The organism is Constrictibacter sp. MBR-5 (genome assembly GCF_040549485.1).
Classification (GTDB): domain Bacteria; phylum Pseudomonadota; class Alphaproteobacteria; order JAJUGE01; family JAJUGE01; genus Constrictibacter.
Window position 1 is genome coordinate 63,896 of sequence record NZ_JBEPTK010000020.1, and the last position, 16,894, is coordinate 80,789.

The 16,894-nt window shown below is 67.4% G+C and carries 16 protein-coding genes; 5 read left to right on the forward strand and 11 right to left on the reverse strand.

The features are described from left to right. Positions 1-31 precede the first annotated feature (31 nt). The 9 genes from ABIE65_RS25085 to ABIE65_RS25125 all read right to left on the reverse strand — a co-directional run bounded on the left by ABIE65_RS25085 (position 32) and on the right by ABIE65_RS25125 (position 9,948). Positions 32-1,144, reverse strand: a complete 1,113-nt coding sequence (locus tag ABIE65_RS25085; RefSeq protein WP_354081526.1) for a DNA polymerase III subunit delta' — start codon at positions 1,142-1,144, stop codon at positions 32-34. After that, positions 1,137-1,808 (reverse strand): dTMP kinase, encoded by a 672-nt coding sequence (gene tmk, locus ABIE65_RS25090; RefSeq protein ID WP_354081527.1) that lies wholly within the window; start codon positions 1,806-1,808, stop codon positions 1,137-1,139. The genes ABIE65_RS25085 and tmk overlap by 8 nt, the downstream gene beginning before the upstream one ends. Then, the gene (locus tag ABIE65_RS25095) at positions 1,805-2,947 is read right to left on the reverse strand and encodes a D-alanyl-D-alanine carboxypeptidase family protein (protein ID WP_354081528.1); all 1,143 of its coding nucleotides are present in this window, start codon (positions 2,945-2,947) and stop codon (positions 1,805-1,807) included. Before ABIE65_RS25095 ends, tmk begins: the two co-directional genes overlap by 4 nt. A gap of 55 nt (positions 2,948-3,002) precedes the next feature. Next, on the reverse strand, positions 3,003-3,905 hold the full coding sequence (locus ABIE65_RS25100; RefSeq protein WP_354081529.1) for a septal ring lytic transglycosylase RlpA family protein: 903 nt from the start codon (positions 3,903-3,905) through the stop codon (positions 3,003-3,005). Positions 3,906-4,130: 225 nt separating this feature from the next. Next, complete coding sequence (locus tag ABIE65_RS25105) at positions 4,131-4,904, reverse strand: enoyl-CoA hydratase/isomerase family protein (protein WP_354081530.1); 774 nt, start codon at positions 4,902-4,904, stop codon at positions 4,131-4,133. 68 nt (positions 4,905-4,972) lie between these two features. Continuing rightward, positions 4,973-5,977, reverse strand: a complete 1,005-nt coding sequence (locus tag ABIE65_RS25110) for a M23 family metallopeptidase (protein ID WP_354081531.1) — start codon at positions 5,975-5,977, stop codon at positions 4,973-4,975. Between the two features lie 25 nt (positions 5,978-6,002). Continuing rightward, positions 6,003-7,406: an HlyD family type I secretion periplasmic adaptor subunit gene (locus ABIE65_RS25115; protein WP_354081532.1), complete on the reverse strand. Its 1,404-nt coding sequence runs from the start codon at positions 7,404-7,406 to the stop codon at positions 6,003-6,005. Beyond that, positions 7,403-9,136, reverse strand: a complete 1,734-nt coding sequence (locus ABIE65_RS25120; protein ID WP_354081533.1) for a type I secretion system permease/ATPase — start codon at positions 9,134-9,136, stop codon at positions 7,403-7,405. The genes ABIE65_RS25115 and ABIE65_RS25120 overlap by 4 nt, the downstream gene beginning before the upstream one ends. Before the next feature lie 227 nt (positions 9,137-9,363). Further along, positions 9,364-9,948 carry a hypothetical protein gene (locus ABIE65_RS25125; RefSeq protein WP_354081534.1) on the reverse strand — a complete coding sequence of 195 codons (585 nt, stop codon included), beginning with the start codon at positions 9,946-9,948 and terminating at the stop codon, positions 9,364-9,366. Between the two features lie 85 nt (positions 9,949-10,033). Between ABIE65_RS25125 and ABIE65_RS25130 the strand changes: the two genes are divergently transcribed. After that, on the forward strand, positions 10,034-10,306 hold the full coding sequence (locus ABIE65_RS25130; RefSeq protein WP_354081535.1) for a hypothetical protein: 273 nt from the start codon (positions 10,034-10,036) through the stop codon (positions 10,304-10,306). Positions 10,307-10,380: 74 nt separating this feature from the next. Here the strand turns inward: ABIE65_RS25130 and ABIE65_RS25135 are convergent, their stop codons facing one another. Continuing rightward, complete coding sequence (locus ABIE65_RS25135; protein WP_354081544.1) at positions 10,381-11,166, reverse strand: cytochrome c oxidase assembly protein; 786 nt, start codon at positions 11,164-11,166, stop codon at positions 10,381-10,383. 41 nt (positions 11,167-11,207) lie between these two features. Here ABIE65_RS25135 and ABIE65_RS25140 point away from each other — a divergent pair, with 41 nt between their 5' ends. Together ABIE65_RS25140 and ABIE65_RS25145 are read left to right on the forward strand one after the other, a co-directional pair. Beyond that, entirely contained in the window at positions 11,208-12,302 is a 1,095-nt protein-coding gene (locus ABIE65_RS25140; protein ID WP_354081536.1) for an LLM class flavin-dependent oxidoreductase, read from the forward strand. Between the two features lie 61 nt (positions 12,303-12,363). Then, complete coding sequence (locus ABIE65_RS25145) at positions 12,364-13,539, forward strand: phytanoyl-CoA dioxygenase family protein (RefSeq protein WP_354081537.1); 1,176 nt, start codon at positions 12,364-12,366, stop codon at positions 13,537-13,539. 23 nt (positions 13,540-13,562) lie between these two features. Here the strand turns inward: ABIE65_RS25145 and ABIE65_RS25150 are convergent, their stop codons facing one another. Further along, complete coding sequence (locus ABIE65_RS25150; RefSeq protein ID WP_354081538.1) at positions 13,563-13,964, reverse strand: hypothetical protein; 402 nt, start codon at positions 13,962-13,964, stop codon at positions 13,563-13,565. A gap of 354 nt (positions 13,965-14,318) precedes the next feature. Here ABIE65_RS25150 and ABIE65_RS25155 point away from each other — a divergent pair, with 354 nt between their 5' ends. Both ABIE65_RS25155 and ABIE65_RS25160 read left to right on the forward strand, forming a co-directional pair. Then, complete coding sequence (locus tag ABIE65_RS25155; protein WP_354081539.1) at positions 14,319-15,419, forward strand: App1 family protein phosphatidate phosphatase; 1,101 nt, start codon at positions 14,319-14,321, stop codon at positions 15,417-15,419. Between the two features lie 166 nt (positions 15,420-15,585). Beyond that, a complete protein-coding gene (locus ABIE65_RS25160; protein ID WP_354081540.1) occupies positions 15,586-16,794 on the forward strand; it encodes an ABC transporter substrate-binding protein in 1,209 nt (402 codons plus the stop codon). Positions 16,795-16,894 lie beyond the last annotated feature (100 nt).

Here is a 16,894-nt window from a genome sequence, read left to right on the forward strand (position 1 = left end):
GCATCCTCATGCCACGTTCGCAGCTGCCACCTCAGCGTACAGCAACGGCTCTGGGCGGACGAACGGCGGTCCGAAGGGCCAGTAGGGCGTTGAGCACCACCTGCCTGCGGTCGAGATTCAGAGCGTCGCCGCGATCGAAGAGGCGGCCGGTCTTCTCCCATAGCTCGAGCCAGCGATCAAGGTTGGCGGCCGAACCCAGTCGGGCGACGAGGGCCGCCTCGCCGGCAACCAGGTCCAGCGGCTCACCGGGGTGCGCCGGCGCTTCGGCGCCACCGACCCTGACCAGCCGGGCCAGCCACCAGCGGAAGAGCGCCTGGAATACCTCGAAAGCCCCTGCCCCGTTCGGCCCCGCGAAGCGCTCCGCCATGGCGTGCGCCTTCGGGATGTCGAGATCGGGAAGCGTGCCGCAGAGCGCGATCAGATCGCGAAACAGCTGAAGACCGCCCTGTTCGGCGAGAGCCAGTGCGTAACCCGGCCGCCCTTCGGAGATCCGCGCCAGTGTCGCGGCGTCATCCACTCCGATGTCCGGACGATGGGTGCCGATCACGGCGCAGGTCGCCTCCGCGTCCAGCGGCTGCAGCGTCAGCCGCCGACAGCGGGATCGTATGGTCGGCGGCAGCGTTCCGGGACTGTGGCAGACCAGCAGAAGCATAGCGTTGCGCGGCGGCTCCTCGAGAATCTTGAGGAGCGCGTTCGCGCCGTTCCGGTTGAGATCATCGGCGCAATCGACGATGACCACGCGCCATCCGCCCTCGAAGGCGGTCCGATGGAGGAATTCGGTGATCCGCCGTACATCCTCGACCGCGATCCCCGACCGCACCTTGCCCTTCGCATCGACCCCGCGCTCGACGGTGAGCAGGTCGGAATGGCCGCCGGCAGCAATGCGGTTGAACAGGGCAGAGTCCGCGGTGACAGCCAGCGTCTCCGGTACATCGGCACCGGCCGGTTTGGGATTGGAAAGCAGGAACCGTGCGAAGCGATAGGCGAGCGTGGCCTTGCCGATGCCGCGAGGGCCCGAGATCAGCCAGGCGTGATGCGGACGCCCGCCTGCCCAAGCCTGGAGCAGGGTCGCCTCCGCCGCGCCGTGGCCGATGAGGACGGCGGTGCGCCGGGGCGACCACTTCTCCTCGGTGCCGTCAGCCATTCGCGATCGGTCCCAGCCGCGCCTCGATTGCGGCGCGGAGCCGAGCCTGGACCGTCCAGACGTCGGCGTCGGCCGAGATGACGATACATCGCTCCGGCGCGCCTTCGGCGATCGTCCGGAAGCCCTCGTGCACCCGACGATGAAAGGCCCGGTCCATCTCCTCGTAGCGCCCGCCGTCTCCGGTCCGTGCGGCGATCCGGGCGAAGCCGAGTTCCGGATCCAGATCGAGAACCAGCGTCAGGGCCGGCCCCTCCGACCCGACCACCGTGTCATACAGCCCCTCGATGAAGTCGGCTGCGACGCCCTGGCCGAAATGCTGGTAGGCCATCGTGGAGTCGGCGAACCGATCGCACACGACCCACCTGCCCTGCGCCAGCGCCGGACGGATGGTTGCGCGCAAATGCTCTCGCCGTGCAGCGAAATGCAGGAGCGTCTCCGAGATCGGGTCCCAGCGCTCCGCGGCACCGGTGATCAGGAGGCTGCGCAGTGCCTCGCCCTGTGCAGAACCGCCGGGCTCTCGGGTCACCAGCGTCCGGCGGCCACTGGCCTCCAGCCATTCCTTCAGCAGGAGCGCCTGCGTCGATTTGCCGGCCCCCTCCCCGCCTTCGAGCGTGACGAAGAAACCGCGCGTCTCTCCGGCGTCCGATACGGCGCCCCGCGTCAACTGTCGATTCCGACCACGAGATAGCGCACGGCGGCAAACAGTCGCCCGAACATGCCGAGTTGGTCGACATCGGTTCCGGCGACGAGCGGGCGCTCGATCGGCGTCAAGCCGGGCGCCGTCACGCGCAGCGTCCCGACCGGCGTGCCCTTCTTGATGGGCGTGGTGATCGGGCTCGAGTAGCTGACGGAGACCTTCATGTCGTCGCGCAGGTGGCGCTTCAGCGAAACCGACAGGTCGCTCTCGAGCACCAACGGCACCGTCGGCACCTCGCCGAGCCAGGCGGGCGCCGCTTCGACGGTTTCACCGGCCTTGAAGAGATCGAAGGCGCCGAACTCGCGGAAGCCCCACTGCAGGAGCCGCTCGGTTTCGCGCGATCGTTCGTTGACGCTCTTCAGGCCGTTGACGACCAGCACCAGGCGCCGCCCGTCACGCTCGGCCGATGCGGTGAGGCCGTAGCCGGAATCCTCGGTGTGGCCGGTCTTCAGACCGTCGACGCCCATGTCCTTGTAGAGCAGTGGATTCCGGTTGCCCTGCTTGATGTTGTTATAGGTGAACTCCTGTTCGGAGTAGAAATGATAATACTCAGGAAAATCCTCGATCAGGTGCTGCGCGAGCGTCGCGAGATCCCGCACCGTCGTCAGATGTTCAGGATTGGGCCAGCCGGATGCGTTCCGGATGGTCGTGTTGGTCATGCCGAGTTCTTTCGCCCTGCGGGTCGCGGCACTGGCAAACGCCTCCTCCGTCCCGTAGAGACCTTCGGCGACGACGACGCAGGCATCGTTGCCCGACTGGATGACGATCCCGCGGATGAGATCTTCGACCTTCACCCGGCTGTTCACCTCGACGAACATCTTCGACCCACCCATCCGCCAAGCCTTTTCGCTGACGGTGAAGGTGTCCTCCATCGACAGACGCCCTTGCTTGATGCGGTCGAAGAGCATGTAGGCCGTCATCAGCTTGCTCATCGACGCCGGTGGCGTGAGTTCGTCCGCCGCCTTTTCGAACAGGACCGTGTGCGTCTTCAGGTCGATCAGAATGGCGTGCTTGGCAATCGTCTCCATCGCCACCTCGCCGTAGGCGAAGGATGCATGGACGACGACCAGAAGGGCGGCAATGGCGCCGCGAAAGAAACGAACCATGGAAGCTTCCCGGCTGACGGATCCCAGCCCGCGCATCCGGAGTGGGACGCAGGCCCTACTCGACCACAATCTGCGCCAACGAGTAGCCGTTCCGCTGCAATGACGAAAGCGTAGAATCTGCTGCTGCGACATCGGACAGTGGCCCCAGCCTCACCCGATGCAGATTGCGTCCGCCTGCCGCCACGGTGTCGATGCGGGTCTTGCCGAATCGTGAGAGCGCCGCGCTGAGGCGGACCGCATTGTCGCGCTGCACGAACGCGCCCGCCTGGATGTAGAGGTTCGAATCCTGGACGGCCGGCGCATAGCTGGCTGCGCGAATCACCGCATCGTCGCTCGCCACCGTCGAGACCGCGCCGCGTTGCTGCCCACGCACCGCGTCGCCGAGCGCCGCCATCTGCGTCTCGACATCGGCGCCGTCGCGCGCGAGTTCAGCCACTTTGCGGCTTTCCTCGGGCATCACGTCGATCCGGACCTGCGTCGTTCCCTGTCGGGCGAAGCCGAGCGCTTCCGCTGCGGCATAGGAGAGGTCGATCGCACGGCTGTTCGCAAAGGGGCCACGGTCGTTGATCCTGACGACCACGGCGCGACCGTTCTCCAGGTTGGTCACCCTGGCGATGCTCGGAAGCTGCAGCGTCGGGTGGGCTGCGGTCAGCGCGTACATGTCGTACTTCTCGCCGTTCGCAGTGGGCATCCCGTTGAAGTCGGCGCCATACCAGGAGGCGACCCCGACCTCGGAATGGGCGAAATTCTCTTTCGGCGTGTACCAGACCCCGAACACGCGGTAGGGCCGCCCGACCTTGTAGGACCCGCGTTCCTCGTAAGATGACGTCGCGATGGACGAGCCGGAATTCCAGGCGCCGCCGTTCGCTCCCGATCGCGGGCCGCCGGCCCCGCTGCACCCGACCAGCAACGCCATCGCAGCGACACCGGGGAGAATGGCCACGCGCATACCGCTCATCCCGCCCTCATCTCAAGACGCTCTCGAAGTCCCGAGCCGGCCGTCCGTAGGCTCGGCATTCTCAAGCCCCCATTGCTCCTCCGGCGAACGGCGCGGTGGAATCGCGCCGCCTGCCGCACCCTCCATAAGGGAGGGGCTGGAGTCTTCTGCCATACGAGCCCGACTCCGGCAATATCGTGTTACGGCGAATCCCGCCGTCACGGCGCCGCCGGGACCGGCAGCCGATCACTGTCCCGTGAACTTCGGCTCGCGCTTTTCGGAGAACGCCCGCATGGCTTCCTGGGAATCGGCGTGTCCGCCGAGTTCCACCGTCATGTTCTGCTCGTAGCGATAGCCGTCGCGCAGGCTCATCTCCTCGATCGTGTTCAGCGCCTGCTTTGCCAGACGGACGGCCACCGGGCTCTTCGACGCGATCTCCCGCGCAAAGCCCATCGCCGTCTCGATCAACTGGTCCGGCGGCACGCACGCCTCGGCGACGCCCAACCGGTAGAGTTCGGGTCCCGGCACCCGATAGCCGGTGAGCATCATGCGCCGCGTGCGCGAGTGCCCGAACAGCCGCATCGCATGCCGGCCGCCGCCGAGAAGCCCGACATCGATCTCGGGCAGACCCAAGAGTGCCGTCTCGGACACCACAAGGATATCGCAGGAGGCCGCAACCGCCAGGCCGGCCCCGAGTGCCGGACCGTTGACGGCCGCGATGACCGGCTTCTTGCATTCCATGATCGAATGGAAGCACTCGCGGGCACGGCGGTTGTGCGCCCACGCCTCGCCCGGCTCCATGGTCTTGCCGGCGCGGCCCTTGATGTCGGCCCCCGCGGAGAAGCACTTGCCGGCTCCGGTCAGGACGGCGACCCGCACATCTGCCCGATCACTGATCTCGTCGAAGACGGCCATCATGTCTTCGTGGAACTGCCGGTTCTGCGCGTTGACGGGCGGCTGGTTCATGGTGACGAGCGCGATGTGATCACGGACGTCGCAGAGCACGGTTTCGCGGTTCATGCAGATCTCCGGTTGGTCTTTCGGTCGCGGCGATCATGGTCAGGACGGGACCGCTCGGCAACCCGGCGTCAGCGGACCCGCACCACCGTCTCGCCGGTGCGTCGCAGCTCTGCACCGGCTCCCGCACGGACCAACTCAGCGCGCGCGACATAATCCCCCGGCGGCCAGGGACTGCGCGCCCTGTCTCCAACGAAGCTGAAGTAGAAGATCTGCGTCCGACGCAGCCTGTCCTCCTTGGACACGACTACGCTGCCGTCCGGGGCCGTCAGCGAGAGACGCAGGATGTCTCCCTCCCTCACGCCGACCAGCGTCGCCCATGCCGCCAGTAGCGGCGAACCCGCCGGCAGAGCCGAGGCCGCGAGCGTGCCCGCCTTCGCCTTCTCTGCGGACGGCATCGTCCCGGTCACGCCGACCGCGAGGATATCGACGGGCGAATAGTCGAGCGCAGCCCGGGCCCCCGCGTTCCACAGCGACTTCGCGTTCGATCCGCATCCGGTCGCGGGTACTGGACCGGTGAATGGATCGATCGCCTTGCCCTCGTGCCGGACCACCAGTTCCACATGCGGAAACTGCGTGCGGCCGGACAGGCCGACCGTTCCGAGCGTGTCGCCGGCATCGACCGCCTGCCCCGGCCTGACGCGAATGCTCCCCCGGCGCAGATGGCAGTACTGCGTTTCCCAGCCGCCGCCATGCGTGACGGCGACCCCGTTGCCGCAATCCTTGCCCTTCAGGGCCGCGCTGTCGCCGGGCTCGAAGAGCCGGTCGGCCATGCCGTCGCGCACCGCCCGCACGGTGCCCGGCGCCGCGGCGACTACCCGCACCCCCTTCTCGATCTGGGCTGCATCCCGCAGGGCGAAATCGGTGCCCGTATGTCCGTCGTAGCTCCTTGCGCCGCAGGCATAGTCCCGCGCGCCAGGGCTCGGATCGTGGTCGAAATACTGGAAGGCCCAGCAGTCGTCGCCAATCGCGCATGCGATCGGAATCGACAATGACGGTCCGCCGCTGCCGTCGGCGGCTTGGGCGCCGCCGCGCGTCCCCAGGAGGGCTGCCGCCAAGACGGCCGCGGCTGCCACTCGAACTCCCCAGGCCGCCACCGGCTCAGTCCTCCCGCATCGCCCGGCCGAAGCTGGTGGTGAGCGGGCGCATGATGTAGGACAGCGCGGTCCGCTCGCCGGCGATGATCATCACCTCGGCCGGCATGCCGGGATAGAGCTCGAGCCCACCGAGCCGCTCGCGCTCCTTCTGGTCGAACACGATGCGGGCTGTGTAATAGGTCATGCCGGTCCGTTCATCGACGAGCGAATCGGCCGAGACGCGTTCCACATGCCCCTCGATCATCTCGACGTTCCGAGCCGTGAAGGCGCTGAACTTGACGTTGGCGCGCAGGCCGGGATGGACGCTGTCGATGTTGCTGGGGTCCACCCGCGCCTCGACGACCAGGTCGTCGTCGACCGGCACGATCTCCATCAGCGGCTCGCGCGGCGCGATCACGCCGCCGGCGGTGAATATCTTCAGGTTCACCACGGTACCGGATACGGGCGAGCGGATGACGGTGCGGGTCATGATGTCTTCGGCCGCGCGGTTTCGCTCCCAGAGGTCGGCCACCTCCGCCTGAACCTCCCGCAGCTCCTCGTTGACCTCGCGGTTCATGTTCGTGGAGAGGTCGATGATCCGCAGTTCGGTCTCGCCGATGCTCTGTTTGGCCCGGGCGACGAGAGCCCTGTTGCGAGCACGGCTTCCCTCGATGTCTGCCGCCTGACGCTGCAGCTGCAGGAGCCGCGAGCGCCGCTCGAGGCCGCGGTTCACGAGGAACTCCACATCCTTCACCTCGTCGGCGATCAGCCGGAGCTGTTCGGTCTCCGCCTTGATCTCGGAGTTCAGCCCCGAGATCTCCTCGCGATACTGCGCCACACGCTGCTCGAGGATGGAGGTCTGGCTCTCGATCGAACTCTTCCGGCTTTCGAAGATGCGCCGTTGAGAGGCGACGATTTCCGCCACCTCCGGATTTGTTCTGCCCTCGGCGACCAGCCAGTCCGGAAACGTGATCGTCTCGTGCTTTTCGCGCTCGGCGATCAGCCTCGCCTCGCGCGCCGCAGCGTGGTGGAGCCGCACGCGGACCATGCCGAGCGTGGACTCCGGCTGCGTCTCCTCGAGTTCGACCAACGGGTCGCCCGCCTCCACCTGACTGCCCTCGCGCACCAGAATCTGCCGCACGATTCCGCCTTCGAGATGCTGAACGACCTTCCGATTGCTGCCGACGACGACATGGCCGCCGGCGATGGCCGCGGTTTCGAGATCGGCAGAGGCCGCCCAGATGCCGAAGACGCCGAAGAAGATCGCGACCACGACGAGCCCGAACGTCGCGGTGCCGTGCAGCCCCATCGCCCGCATCGAGACGGTCGGGGTATCGCCCTGGCCGGCTTCGTCCTCATCGAGCTCGTACTCCGCGGGCCGCCGGCGCGCCAGGGCACCGCGAACGCGGTCTTTGAATGCGCCGATCATGCGGGCCGTCCAGGCGTTTCGGTCGCGGTCGCGACGAGGCTGGGGCGAGGCGGCGAGCGCAGTCCGGGCGCGACCTTGGCCATGACCTCGTCGCGCGGACCGAACGTTTCGACACCGCCCTGACGCAGGACGAGGAGCTTGTCGACCTGAGCGAGGATCGAAGGCCGGTGCGCCACGATGACGATCGTCGTGCCACTCGCCTGCAGCCTGCGGATCGCGTTGGTCAGGGCCTGTTCGCCGTCGCTGTCGAGGTTCGAGTTGGGCTCGTCCAGGACGAGGAGGCGCGGCGAGCCGTATGCCGCCCGGGCGAGCGCGACGCGCTGGCGCTGTCCGCCCGAGAGCTTGAGGCCGCCGTCGCCGATCTGGGTATCGTAGCCCTGCGGCAGCCGGAGGATCATTTCGTGCACGCCGGCGAGCTCGGCCGCCGCCACCACGTCTTCGTCGGAACCCTCCTGAAGGCGCGCGATGTTCTCGCGCACCGTGCCTTCGAAGAGTTCGACATCCTGCGGCAGGTAGCCGACGTGCCTGCCGCGATCGACCGCCTCCCATACGGCGACGTCGGCACCGTCCAGCCGAACGTGGCCCGCGGTTGGCGCCCAGCTGCCGACCAGCAGTCGAGAGAGCGTCGTCTTCCCGGCCGCGGAAGCACCGATCAGGCCGAGCACCTCGCCGGCTTCGAGCTGGAAGGAGACGCCGCGCAGGACCGGCTCCCGCGTACCGGGCGGGACGAAGCTGACGCCCTCCACCGACAGTCTCCCGGTCGGACGAGGCAGGCTCATCCCCTCCCCGGTTGCCGGCGTCCGCTCGAGCAGCGTGCAGATCGAGCGGAAGGCGTTGCGCGCGGCGACCAGCCCGCGCCAGGCGCCGATCGACTGCTCGATCGGCGCCATCGCCCGGCCGAGGATGATCGACGCGGCGATCATGCCGCCACCGGTGAGTTCGTGCCCGGTCACCAGCCACGCCCCGTAGCCGAGCATGCCGATCTGGATCAGCATGCGCGCGAGCTTCGCCATCGAGGTGATCATGCTGCCGCGGTCGCTGGCCTCGACCTGCTTGACCAGTCCACCTTCATTGTCCCTGGACCAACGCCGGATCAGATCGGGCATCATGCCCATGGCGGCCACGACATCGGCATTCCGCACGACGGCGTCGGCCTTGTAGAGCGAACGGGCGCTGACCGCGTTGGCTTCCTTGAGCGGAGTCCGCGTCGTGATGTCGTTCATCACGGCGCAGGCGAAGACGACGATGCCTCCCACGACCGCGATGACGCCCAGGTGCCAGTGCAACAGGAAGATGATGAACACGAAGATCGGCACCCACGGCGCGTCGAAGAGCGGGAAAAGGCCCCCGCCCGTCAGGACGGACCGGACGCTGGCGAGTTCGCGCAGTGGCTGCGCCCCCCGCAATCCTCCAGCGCGCAGCGAATCGTTGAAGGCGCCGGCGAGGATCGGCCCGCTGAGTTCGCGGTCGAACCAACTCGCCAGTCGAACCATGAGCCTGCCGCGGACGCCCTCCAGGGTCGCCATCACGGCCAGCGAGACGATGGCGATGAGCGACACCCAGAGCAGCGTGTCGACATTGCGCGTCGGTACGACGCGATCGAACATCTGCATCATGTAGAGCGGGACGGTGAGCATCAGCAGGTTGATGCCGAGGCTGAACACGGCCACGAACCAGAAAGCCCGCCGCGTCCCCGCTATCGCCCGCGCCAGTGCCTGCTTAGGCTGCATCCGAAGCTCCCCTAAGGTCTCACGCTTCGCGTCATTCAGCCCGTTCACGTCGCGCAACGGGGTTGGCGCGATGCAGTGAGCCGATGTTTTTGACAGCGAGCGGCCGTCGGCTGCCGCCGCTAATACCGGACCGCGAACGCGTCCGCTGAAACTTAGTCAATTCCAACCTGTTTCGACAGTACCTGCGACCGCAGCCACGACCGTAACGCCGTCACGTTAAGATCCTGTTAGGGCCGTTGCGATCGCTCGCGGCGCAGGCGTCCGAGGGCGACCGCAGCGGAGAGGCCCAACGCAGCGCCGCCGATCACCCCGGCGATGGTCAGGAGCGCAGTGCGGTGATCCGGCTCGTCCGTCGCTGCTGGCGTTTCGATCTCGGGCCGTTCCAACCCCGCGAGGCCGGAGGTAGCGCCCGATTCATCCCGCACGCCTTCCGCCTGTCGCACGGCGGGCGGCGGGGGCGGCTTTGTGCCCGGCCGGTTGCACAGGCTCGCCGCCGTATAGAGGATCCATGGCGTCGCCTCGTAGGTTAGCATTCGGGGATCGTTCAGAACGGTCTTGGACAGTGCCTCGTGCAATCCGGCGGCACCGGTCGCGTCGACGCACTCGCGATAGGCGTCGTCACGCGCCGTATCGTGAGCGAAAAGCTCCACGAAGCCCGTCAGGTAGGCGCCGCGTTCCCGGTCGGACAACTCCAGGAAATAGGTTTCGAGCGTGATCGCGACGGCCGGCGAAGCGGTCGCCGCCAAGGCGACGCACAGGACGGTGACCCGTGCGGCATCGCGAAACGAAATGAGACGATGGGCCGCGCGCATACACAATCCGTCAACCATTTGCCGTCAGTATCGCTTCATTGTGGGGCCGAACGATGGCCTGGATTGAACGCACGGAGCGGAAAAGGTGCTGGTGCTGGGCTGGCAGCTCCTGATCGGAGCATTCTGCATACTCGGCGTCGAGACGTTCGCCTTGGGCGAACTCGGCGGTTCCCCGCCCATTACGGTGGAAACGCTCCTGGAGGCAATGGGCGTCGGTCACCTCGGCGAGTTGGCATCCTACTACTCCGATATCCCCTTCTGGCTGATGACCAGCCCGCTCTGGCCCCTGCTCTGCCTGCTCGGCGGCTGCTTCGCCGCCGTGGGCCACCTCCGCCTCTGCCGTGGCTACGCCGCCTGATCGATAATCCACCGGCGGCGTCATCGCATTCGGGCGCCTTGCCTCGCCGGACCTGACACGGTCGCTGCAACGGCTCAAGCCTTCGCCTCGGCCCGTCCGGAAACGAGACGCCAAGCCAGCACGCCTCCGCCGCAGAGGTAGGGCAGACCGCCGACGACCGTCATCAGCACCCCGCCGAACTGCTGATCCTCGAGGGGATCAAAACCGAACGCGCCCCGGCAGATGTCCGCCGCGTACAGCGGCTCCCGCGCCAGCGTCAGCAGGATGCCCAGCATCGTCATGTGCATGAAGGTCGTGAGCATCGCCAGCAGGCCAGCCCCTGCGGCGGCGCGCGAGCGGTCCGCGAACCCCACTCCCCAGACGGCGAGACCGGCGACGAGGAAACTCGCCTGCTGCACAGCAAAGTAGGCGGGCTGGCGGGCCGCCAACGCGTGCAGCCCGGGCGCGTGCCAGCCCCACACGACGACGAACTCCAGCAGCGAGGCGGCGACGGCCCAACCGACGGTGACGCCCCGGTGCGGCAGAAGGCGGGCGCGGATCAGTCCGAAGGCGAGCAACGGCGCGGCGGCGCCCACGACGCCCAGATGCAGGATCATGTGCGGCGAGAAGGCGATGCGGCTCATCGCCGGCAACGGCCCGCACCAGAGCGCGGCGAGCAGCAGCACCGCCGCCATGAGAGGCCACCAGCACACGAGGCTTGCACGACGGACCGCCACGCGAGCGGAATCCGTATTCGGCGCAACGGTCTCATAGTGCGGTCTGGTCAATGCGGCTCCCCGACCCCGGACACCGTCCCGTACGGTGGGGCGATGCACAGGTTCCGTCCGGCTCTTGCGGGTGCCCGCCTCGCGTGAAAGCATCTTCGCAACGAACAAGCAGAAACGATCCAGGAGACGCCGCCATGGACGTCGGCATGATGATGGTCTTCGCCAGCTACGGCTGGGACGACTGTCCCGACCATCGCGTGTGGGACGAAGAGATCCGGCTGGCGCGGATCGCCGCCGATTCCGGTTTCGACTGCCTCTGGTCGGCTGAGCATCACTTCAACGACTACTCCTTCGTCCCCGACAACATCCACCTGATGACCCATCTGGCCGCGCTGTGCCCGAACGTCGACGTGGGTACGGCCGCGGTCATCCTGCCCTGGCACGATCCGCTGCGCATCGCGGAGAACGCGGCGGTGCTCGACATGCTGAGCAAGGGCCGACTGCGCCTGGGCATGGGCCGCGGCCTTGCGCGGCGCGAGTTCGACACGTTCCGGATCAGCATGGACGAATCGCGCGGCCGCTTCGACGAGGCGGCGCCGATGATCATCGAGGCGCTGAGGACGGGCTTCATCGAAGGCGACGGGCCCTACTACAAGCAGCCGCGCACCGAGTTGCGGCCACGGCCGCAACATTCCTTCGACGGCCGCATCTATGCGGTGGCGTCCAGCGAGGATTCTATCGACTCCGCGGCAAAGCTCGGCGCCCACATGGTGATGTTCGCCGACCGGCCCTGGGAGATGCGCGCACCCGGCATCGAGCGTGGCCGGGAACTGCACCGCAAGTACCACGGCACCGAGCCGCCCTGCCCCATGCTGACCGATTTCGGCGTCTGCGGCACCGACCTGGCAATGACCGAGGAAGAGGCTCGCCGTTACCAGGGGAAGTTCGTCGAGAGCAACTTCTACCACTACGAATTCCTGGGCGAGCACTTCAAGTCGGTGAAGGGCTACGACTCCTATCAGCAGAAGGCGGAGATCGCCCGCAGCGGCGGCCTCGAAGGCGCTACGGCCGGCTTTATGAAGGCCGCGAGTTGGGGCACGCCGGAAAAGATCCTGCGTGACCTGGAACAGCGCCGGAAGGTGGTCGGCGACTTCGAACTGAACATCGCCTTCCGCTTCGGCGGCACGCCGTACGAGGTGGCGGAGCGCGGCCTGAGGCTGTTCGCCAAGGAGGTCCTGCCCGTGCTCAAGACATGGGGACCGACGAAGGCGGCGCATGCCGCCGAATAAGGGTCTTCGTTCGCCTCGCCCGGAACCAACCGATCAATCAGGAAGAGAAGAGGGTGCGTCCATGGCTACCGTTACAGCAGCCTCCCCGGAACCGAGCCTCGCCAAGCACGCCGAGGGCATGGCCGCCTATCGCCAGGAGGGGATGCGGCGTGCCGCCGAAATCGGAAACCGTGGTCCCGTGCGCTTCGACGCCGAGGGCCGCCTGCATCCCGACATCCTCGCCGCCTACTGGAAGCACGGCTTCTATATCTTCGAGGGCGTCGTCGGCGCCGACGAGATCGCCGAGCTTCGCCGCGAGGCGACGGACATGCTGGAGCGCGCCCCCGTCGCCCCCGGCGCCACGCTCGACGCGAAAGGCCGCGAGGCGCTCGGGCTCGATGCGAAGCGCAACCCCTACAACCTGATCCGTCCCCTGTCGGATCCCGTCGGCGGTACCGAGCTTCTCGGCGGGCGGCACCCCAGCCGCATGGCGGAGCCGACGCCGGAAAGCGACGCGCCCGCCTACGTCGTGCACCAGATGCGCGGCATGTGCCAGTACATGCCCGCCGGTCTGCGCCTCTACGGACACCCGCAGCTTCTGACCATCGCCGAATCCATCAACGGCGAGGACTTCGTGCCCTTCAACGACGTGATCTTCGTCAAGCAGCCCGGCCTCGGCGGCTCGGTCGCCTGGCACCAGGACGGCGTCACGCACTGGAACGCGCCGAACTGGGACGAAGGCATCCACGGCTTCAACTTCCAGGTCCAGCTCTACCCCACGACGGCCGGGAACGCCCTCTGGGTCATGCCGGGCACGCACAAGCTGGGCCGCGCCGACATCAAGCGTATGGTGGCGGAGAACGGTGGCAGCGAGCAGCTTCCCGGTGCCGTGCCGCTGATCTGTGCCGCCGGCGACGTCACCATCGTGAACCGCCAGACGCTGCACGGATCGTTCGCCAACACTTCGCCCGACATGCGTATCTCGATCACCTTCGGCTTCCACCGCCGCAGTTCGGTGCTAGGCGCCAAGGCGGCGCTCAGCATGCAGCAGTACGGCGAGGCGACCTACGACGAGCAGCGCATCGCCGACCGGGCGGCGGTCATCGCCGTCGCCATCGACGCGCGGCGGCAAAAGCATCCCGAAGAGACTCCGTTCCTCTATCGTCCCTTCGCCGACCGTATCGACGAATTCCGCTTCAACGACGAGACGTTCGGCAGGGTGCTTCGCGACTACTGCCTGAAGGACCTGGCCATCTGACGGTCGGTAACCGCTGCCGGCCGTCAGATATCCGGGAGCGCCTCGACGAGTATGCCCCGCCGTTCGTCAATGTGCAGGGTCACAGGGGTTCCGCCGCGTGTGGCCGGCAGGGAAGCGGTACGCCCGGCGCGCGTGACGGAGCCAAGATCGCCATAACCCCGGGCGCGGAGCCGCTGGTCCAGTGCCGGCGGGCCGCCGTCCGGAAGCCATTCCCCGGCAAGCCGAACCGCGACGTCCTCGCGCTCGCCCGCTGCGGTGAACTGCCGACCGTCGATCGCGATCCCCTTCACCCGCTCGAACCCGAGCGCCGCCAGGGCCCCCGCCACCGCCTGTTCGCTCCGTTCCCGATCGTGCATGGCAGCGCTCAGACCCGGGCTGTCCACCGTCCCGGTGGTCGAACGGCTGGCACCGGAGAGCGCGGTCACGGCCGTCGTTCCCGTACCCACGAGCGCTGACGCCCCGCCGTTTCCGGCGTTCGGGCCGCAGCCCGCACAGATGAGCGCAACCAACAACGACGTCGTTTGGCGAAGCATTTGAACTTCCATGAATCGAGAACCGGGCCAGCATGATGCTGTCAGGCAGCTGAAACTCGCCCCTTTTGGGTGGGTTCCGTCCTCACCGGGCGACCCGGCTTCTCCCGAATGCACTGGCTGGATCGCCGCGCGTCCAAACGGGCCGGCCCGAGCGAACATCTTCGCGGCTGACACGTTGGAAATCCTCATACCCACCCCGAGGCGCCACGCGTGGCGCGGATTTTCCGAAGAAGGCGGTCGGCAGGGATGACGGGAAGAGGTTGGTTCGCGCGCAGGTTCGATGCGCTCAGGCGCATGGCGCGGGTTCTCGGCCGCCCGGTCCGTCGTGCCGCGCGCGGCGGCGGGGGTGTCGCCGTTCTCGTCTATCGCGGGTACGGTTCGGCGACGGAGATTTTCCTGATCGGCCGCGTATTGCACCAGTATGGCGGGCCGCCCAGCGGCGCCGCCTTCGCCGACCTCGTGCGCCGGACGCTGCAGCGCGGGGTGTCCGGCGCCGACCTCACCGCCCGGTTCGGCAGGGACGAAGCACGCATATCGACCGATCGCGACGGCTATTTCCGCATCCACCTCCGTCTTGAGCGACCGCCGCCCGCGGCTTGTTGCTGGCACACCGTGGAGGTGACGCTGGAGGGCCGGGAGCCCGTCGTCGCGCAGGGCGAGGTGTTCATACCGCCGCCGACCTGCCGGCTCGTCACCATCAGCGACATCGACGACACCGTCGTCTACACCGGGGTCGCCAACAAGGCGAAGATGCTGTGGCGCCTGTTCATGCAGGATCCGGCCGACCGGGTCGCCTTCCCCGGCACCGCCGCGCTGCTGAGTGCACTGCATCGCGGCCGCACCGGCGACGAGATGAACCCGATGCTCTACGTCTCGCGCGGGCCCTGGAGCATCTACGAACTCCTCGACGAGTTCTTCAATCGCCACGAGATCCCCGTCGGGCCGATCCTGTTCCTGCGCGAGTGGGGACTGACGCTGGCCAACCCCCTGCCCCGCCGCGCCAAGGGCCACAAGCTGGCACTCATCCGGAACATGCTGGAGCTGTACGACACGCTCCCCTTCGTCCTCATCGGCGACAGCGGCCAGAGGGATCCGGAGATCTACGCCCAGATCGTGGAAGAACATCCCGGGCGGGTCGAGGCGATCTACATCCGCGACGTCACCCGGAGCGCCGAACGGGACGAGGGCATCGCGGAACTCGGTCGCCAGGTCGAAGCGGCGGGCAGCACCCTGCTCGTCGCCGCCGACAGCATGGTGATGGCCCGCCATGCGGCGGCGCGCGGGCTGATTGCGCCCGCATTCGAGGCGGAGGTTGCCGAGGAACGAGCCGAAGCGGCCTCATCATAGGGGCGGATGCTTCCGGCGCCGGCCATCCGGACGGTGGTGAGACGCTGCGCCGCAAGAAACTGCCGCGATCCGGGCGCCACACGGGGCGGTAACCGGCGGCCTCTCGACCGATGTACGCTCCGATGATACGCGTTGAGACAAGACGAAAAACATCGGAGGAAACACAATGCGCTCACGTCTTTCTCTGTTGCTCGGTGCGGCCCTGATGGCGTCGGCTCTGCCGGCGGCGGCCGATGTGTCCGGGGACGTCGTGCGGATCGGTGTCCTGAACGACCAGTCTGGCCTGTATGCCGACAATACCGGTCCCGGATCGGTGATCGCCGCGCGCATGGCCGTGGAGGATTATGGCGGCAAGGTGCTCGGCAAACCGGTCGAGGTCGTCTTCGCCGACCACCAGAACAAGGCGGATATCGGCTCCAACATCACGCGCCAGTGGGTAGACCAGGAGGGTGTCGACGCGATCGCCGACGTCGGCAACTCCGCAGTTGCGCTGGCCGTCCAGGCGATCACGCGCGAGAAGAACCGCATCCACCTGAACACCGGCGCCGCCTCGTCCGACCTGACCGGCAAGGAGTGCTCACCGACCGGCTTCTCCTGGGCCTACGACACGTATGCGCTCGCCTCGGGAACCGGCAAGGCACTGGTGAAGCAGGGCGGCGACACCTGGTTCTTCCTCTCCGCCGACTATTCCTTCGGTCAGGCTCTGGAGCGCGACACGTCGAAGTTCGTCAAGGAGGCGGGTGGCACCGTCCTCGGCTCCGTGCGCGTGCCGCTGAACACGTCGGATTTCTCCTCCTTCCTGCTGCAGGCCCAGGGCTCCGGCGCAAAGGTCATCGGCCTTGCGAACGCCGGCGGCGACACGATCAACTCGATCAAGCAGGCCTCCGAGTTCGGCATCGTCGAAGCCGGCCAGCGGCTCGCCGGCCTGCTCGTGTTCCTGCCGGACATCCACTCCCTCGGTCTCAAGACGGCGCAGGGGCTGGTCATTACGACGGCCTTCTATTGGGACCAGAACGACGAAACACGTACCTGGAACAAGCGCTTCCAGGAGAGGCACGGCAAGCCCGCGACCTACATCCAGGCCGGCACCTACAGTGCCGTCGCCCACTATCTGAAGGCCATCGAAGCGGCGGGCACGGACGAGGCCAAGGCGGTTTCGGCCAAGATGAAGGAGATGCCGGTCAACGACTTCATGACCAAGAACGCGAAGGTTCGCGAAGACGGCCGCGTGGTCCGGGACATGTATCTGGTCCAGGTGAAGACACCGGCGGAGTCGAAGGGTCCGTGGGACTATTACAAGATCCTGACGACGATTCCGGGCGACGAGGCCTTCCGGCCGCTCGCCGACGGCGGTTGCCCGTTCGTCAAGAAGTGATGCGGCGCGGGGGGGGGGGGGGCCCCCCCCCCCCCCCCAAACAATCGAGTGTAGGGTGCGGGGGCGGGTCGCCCCAACACCGCCGCAAAACCGGCACTCA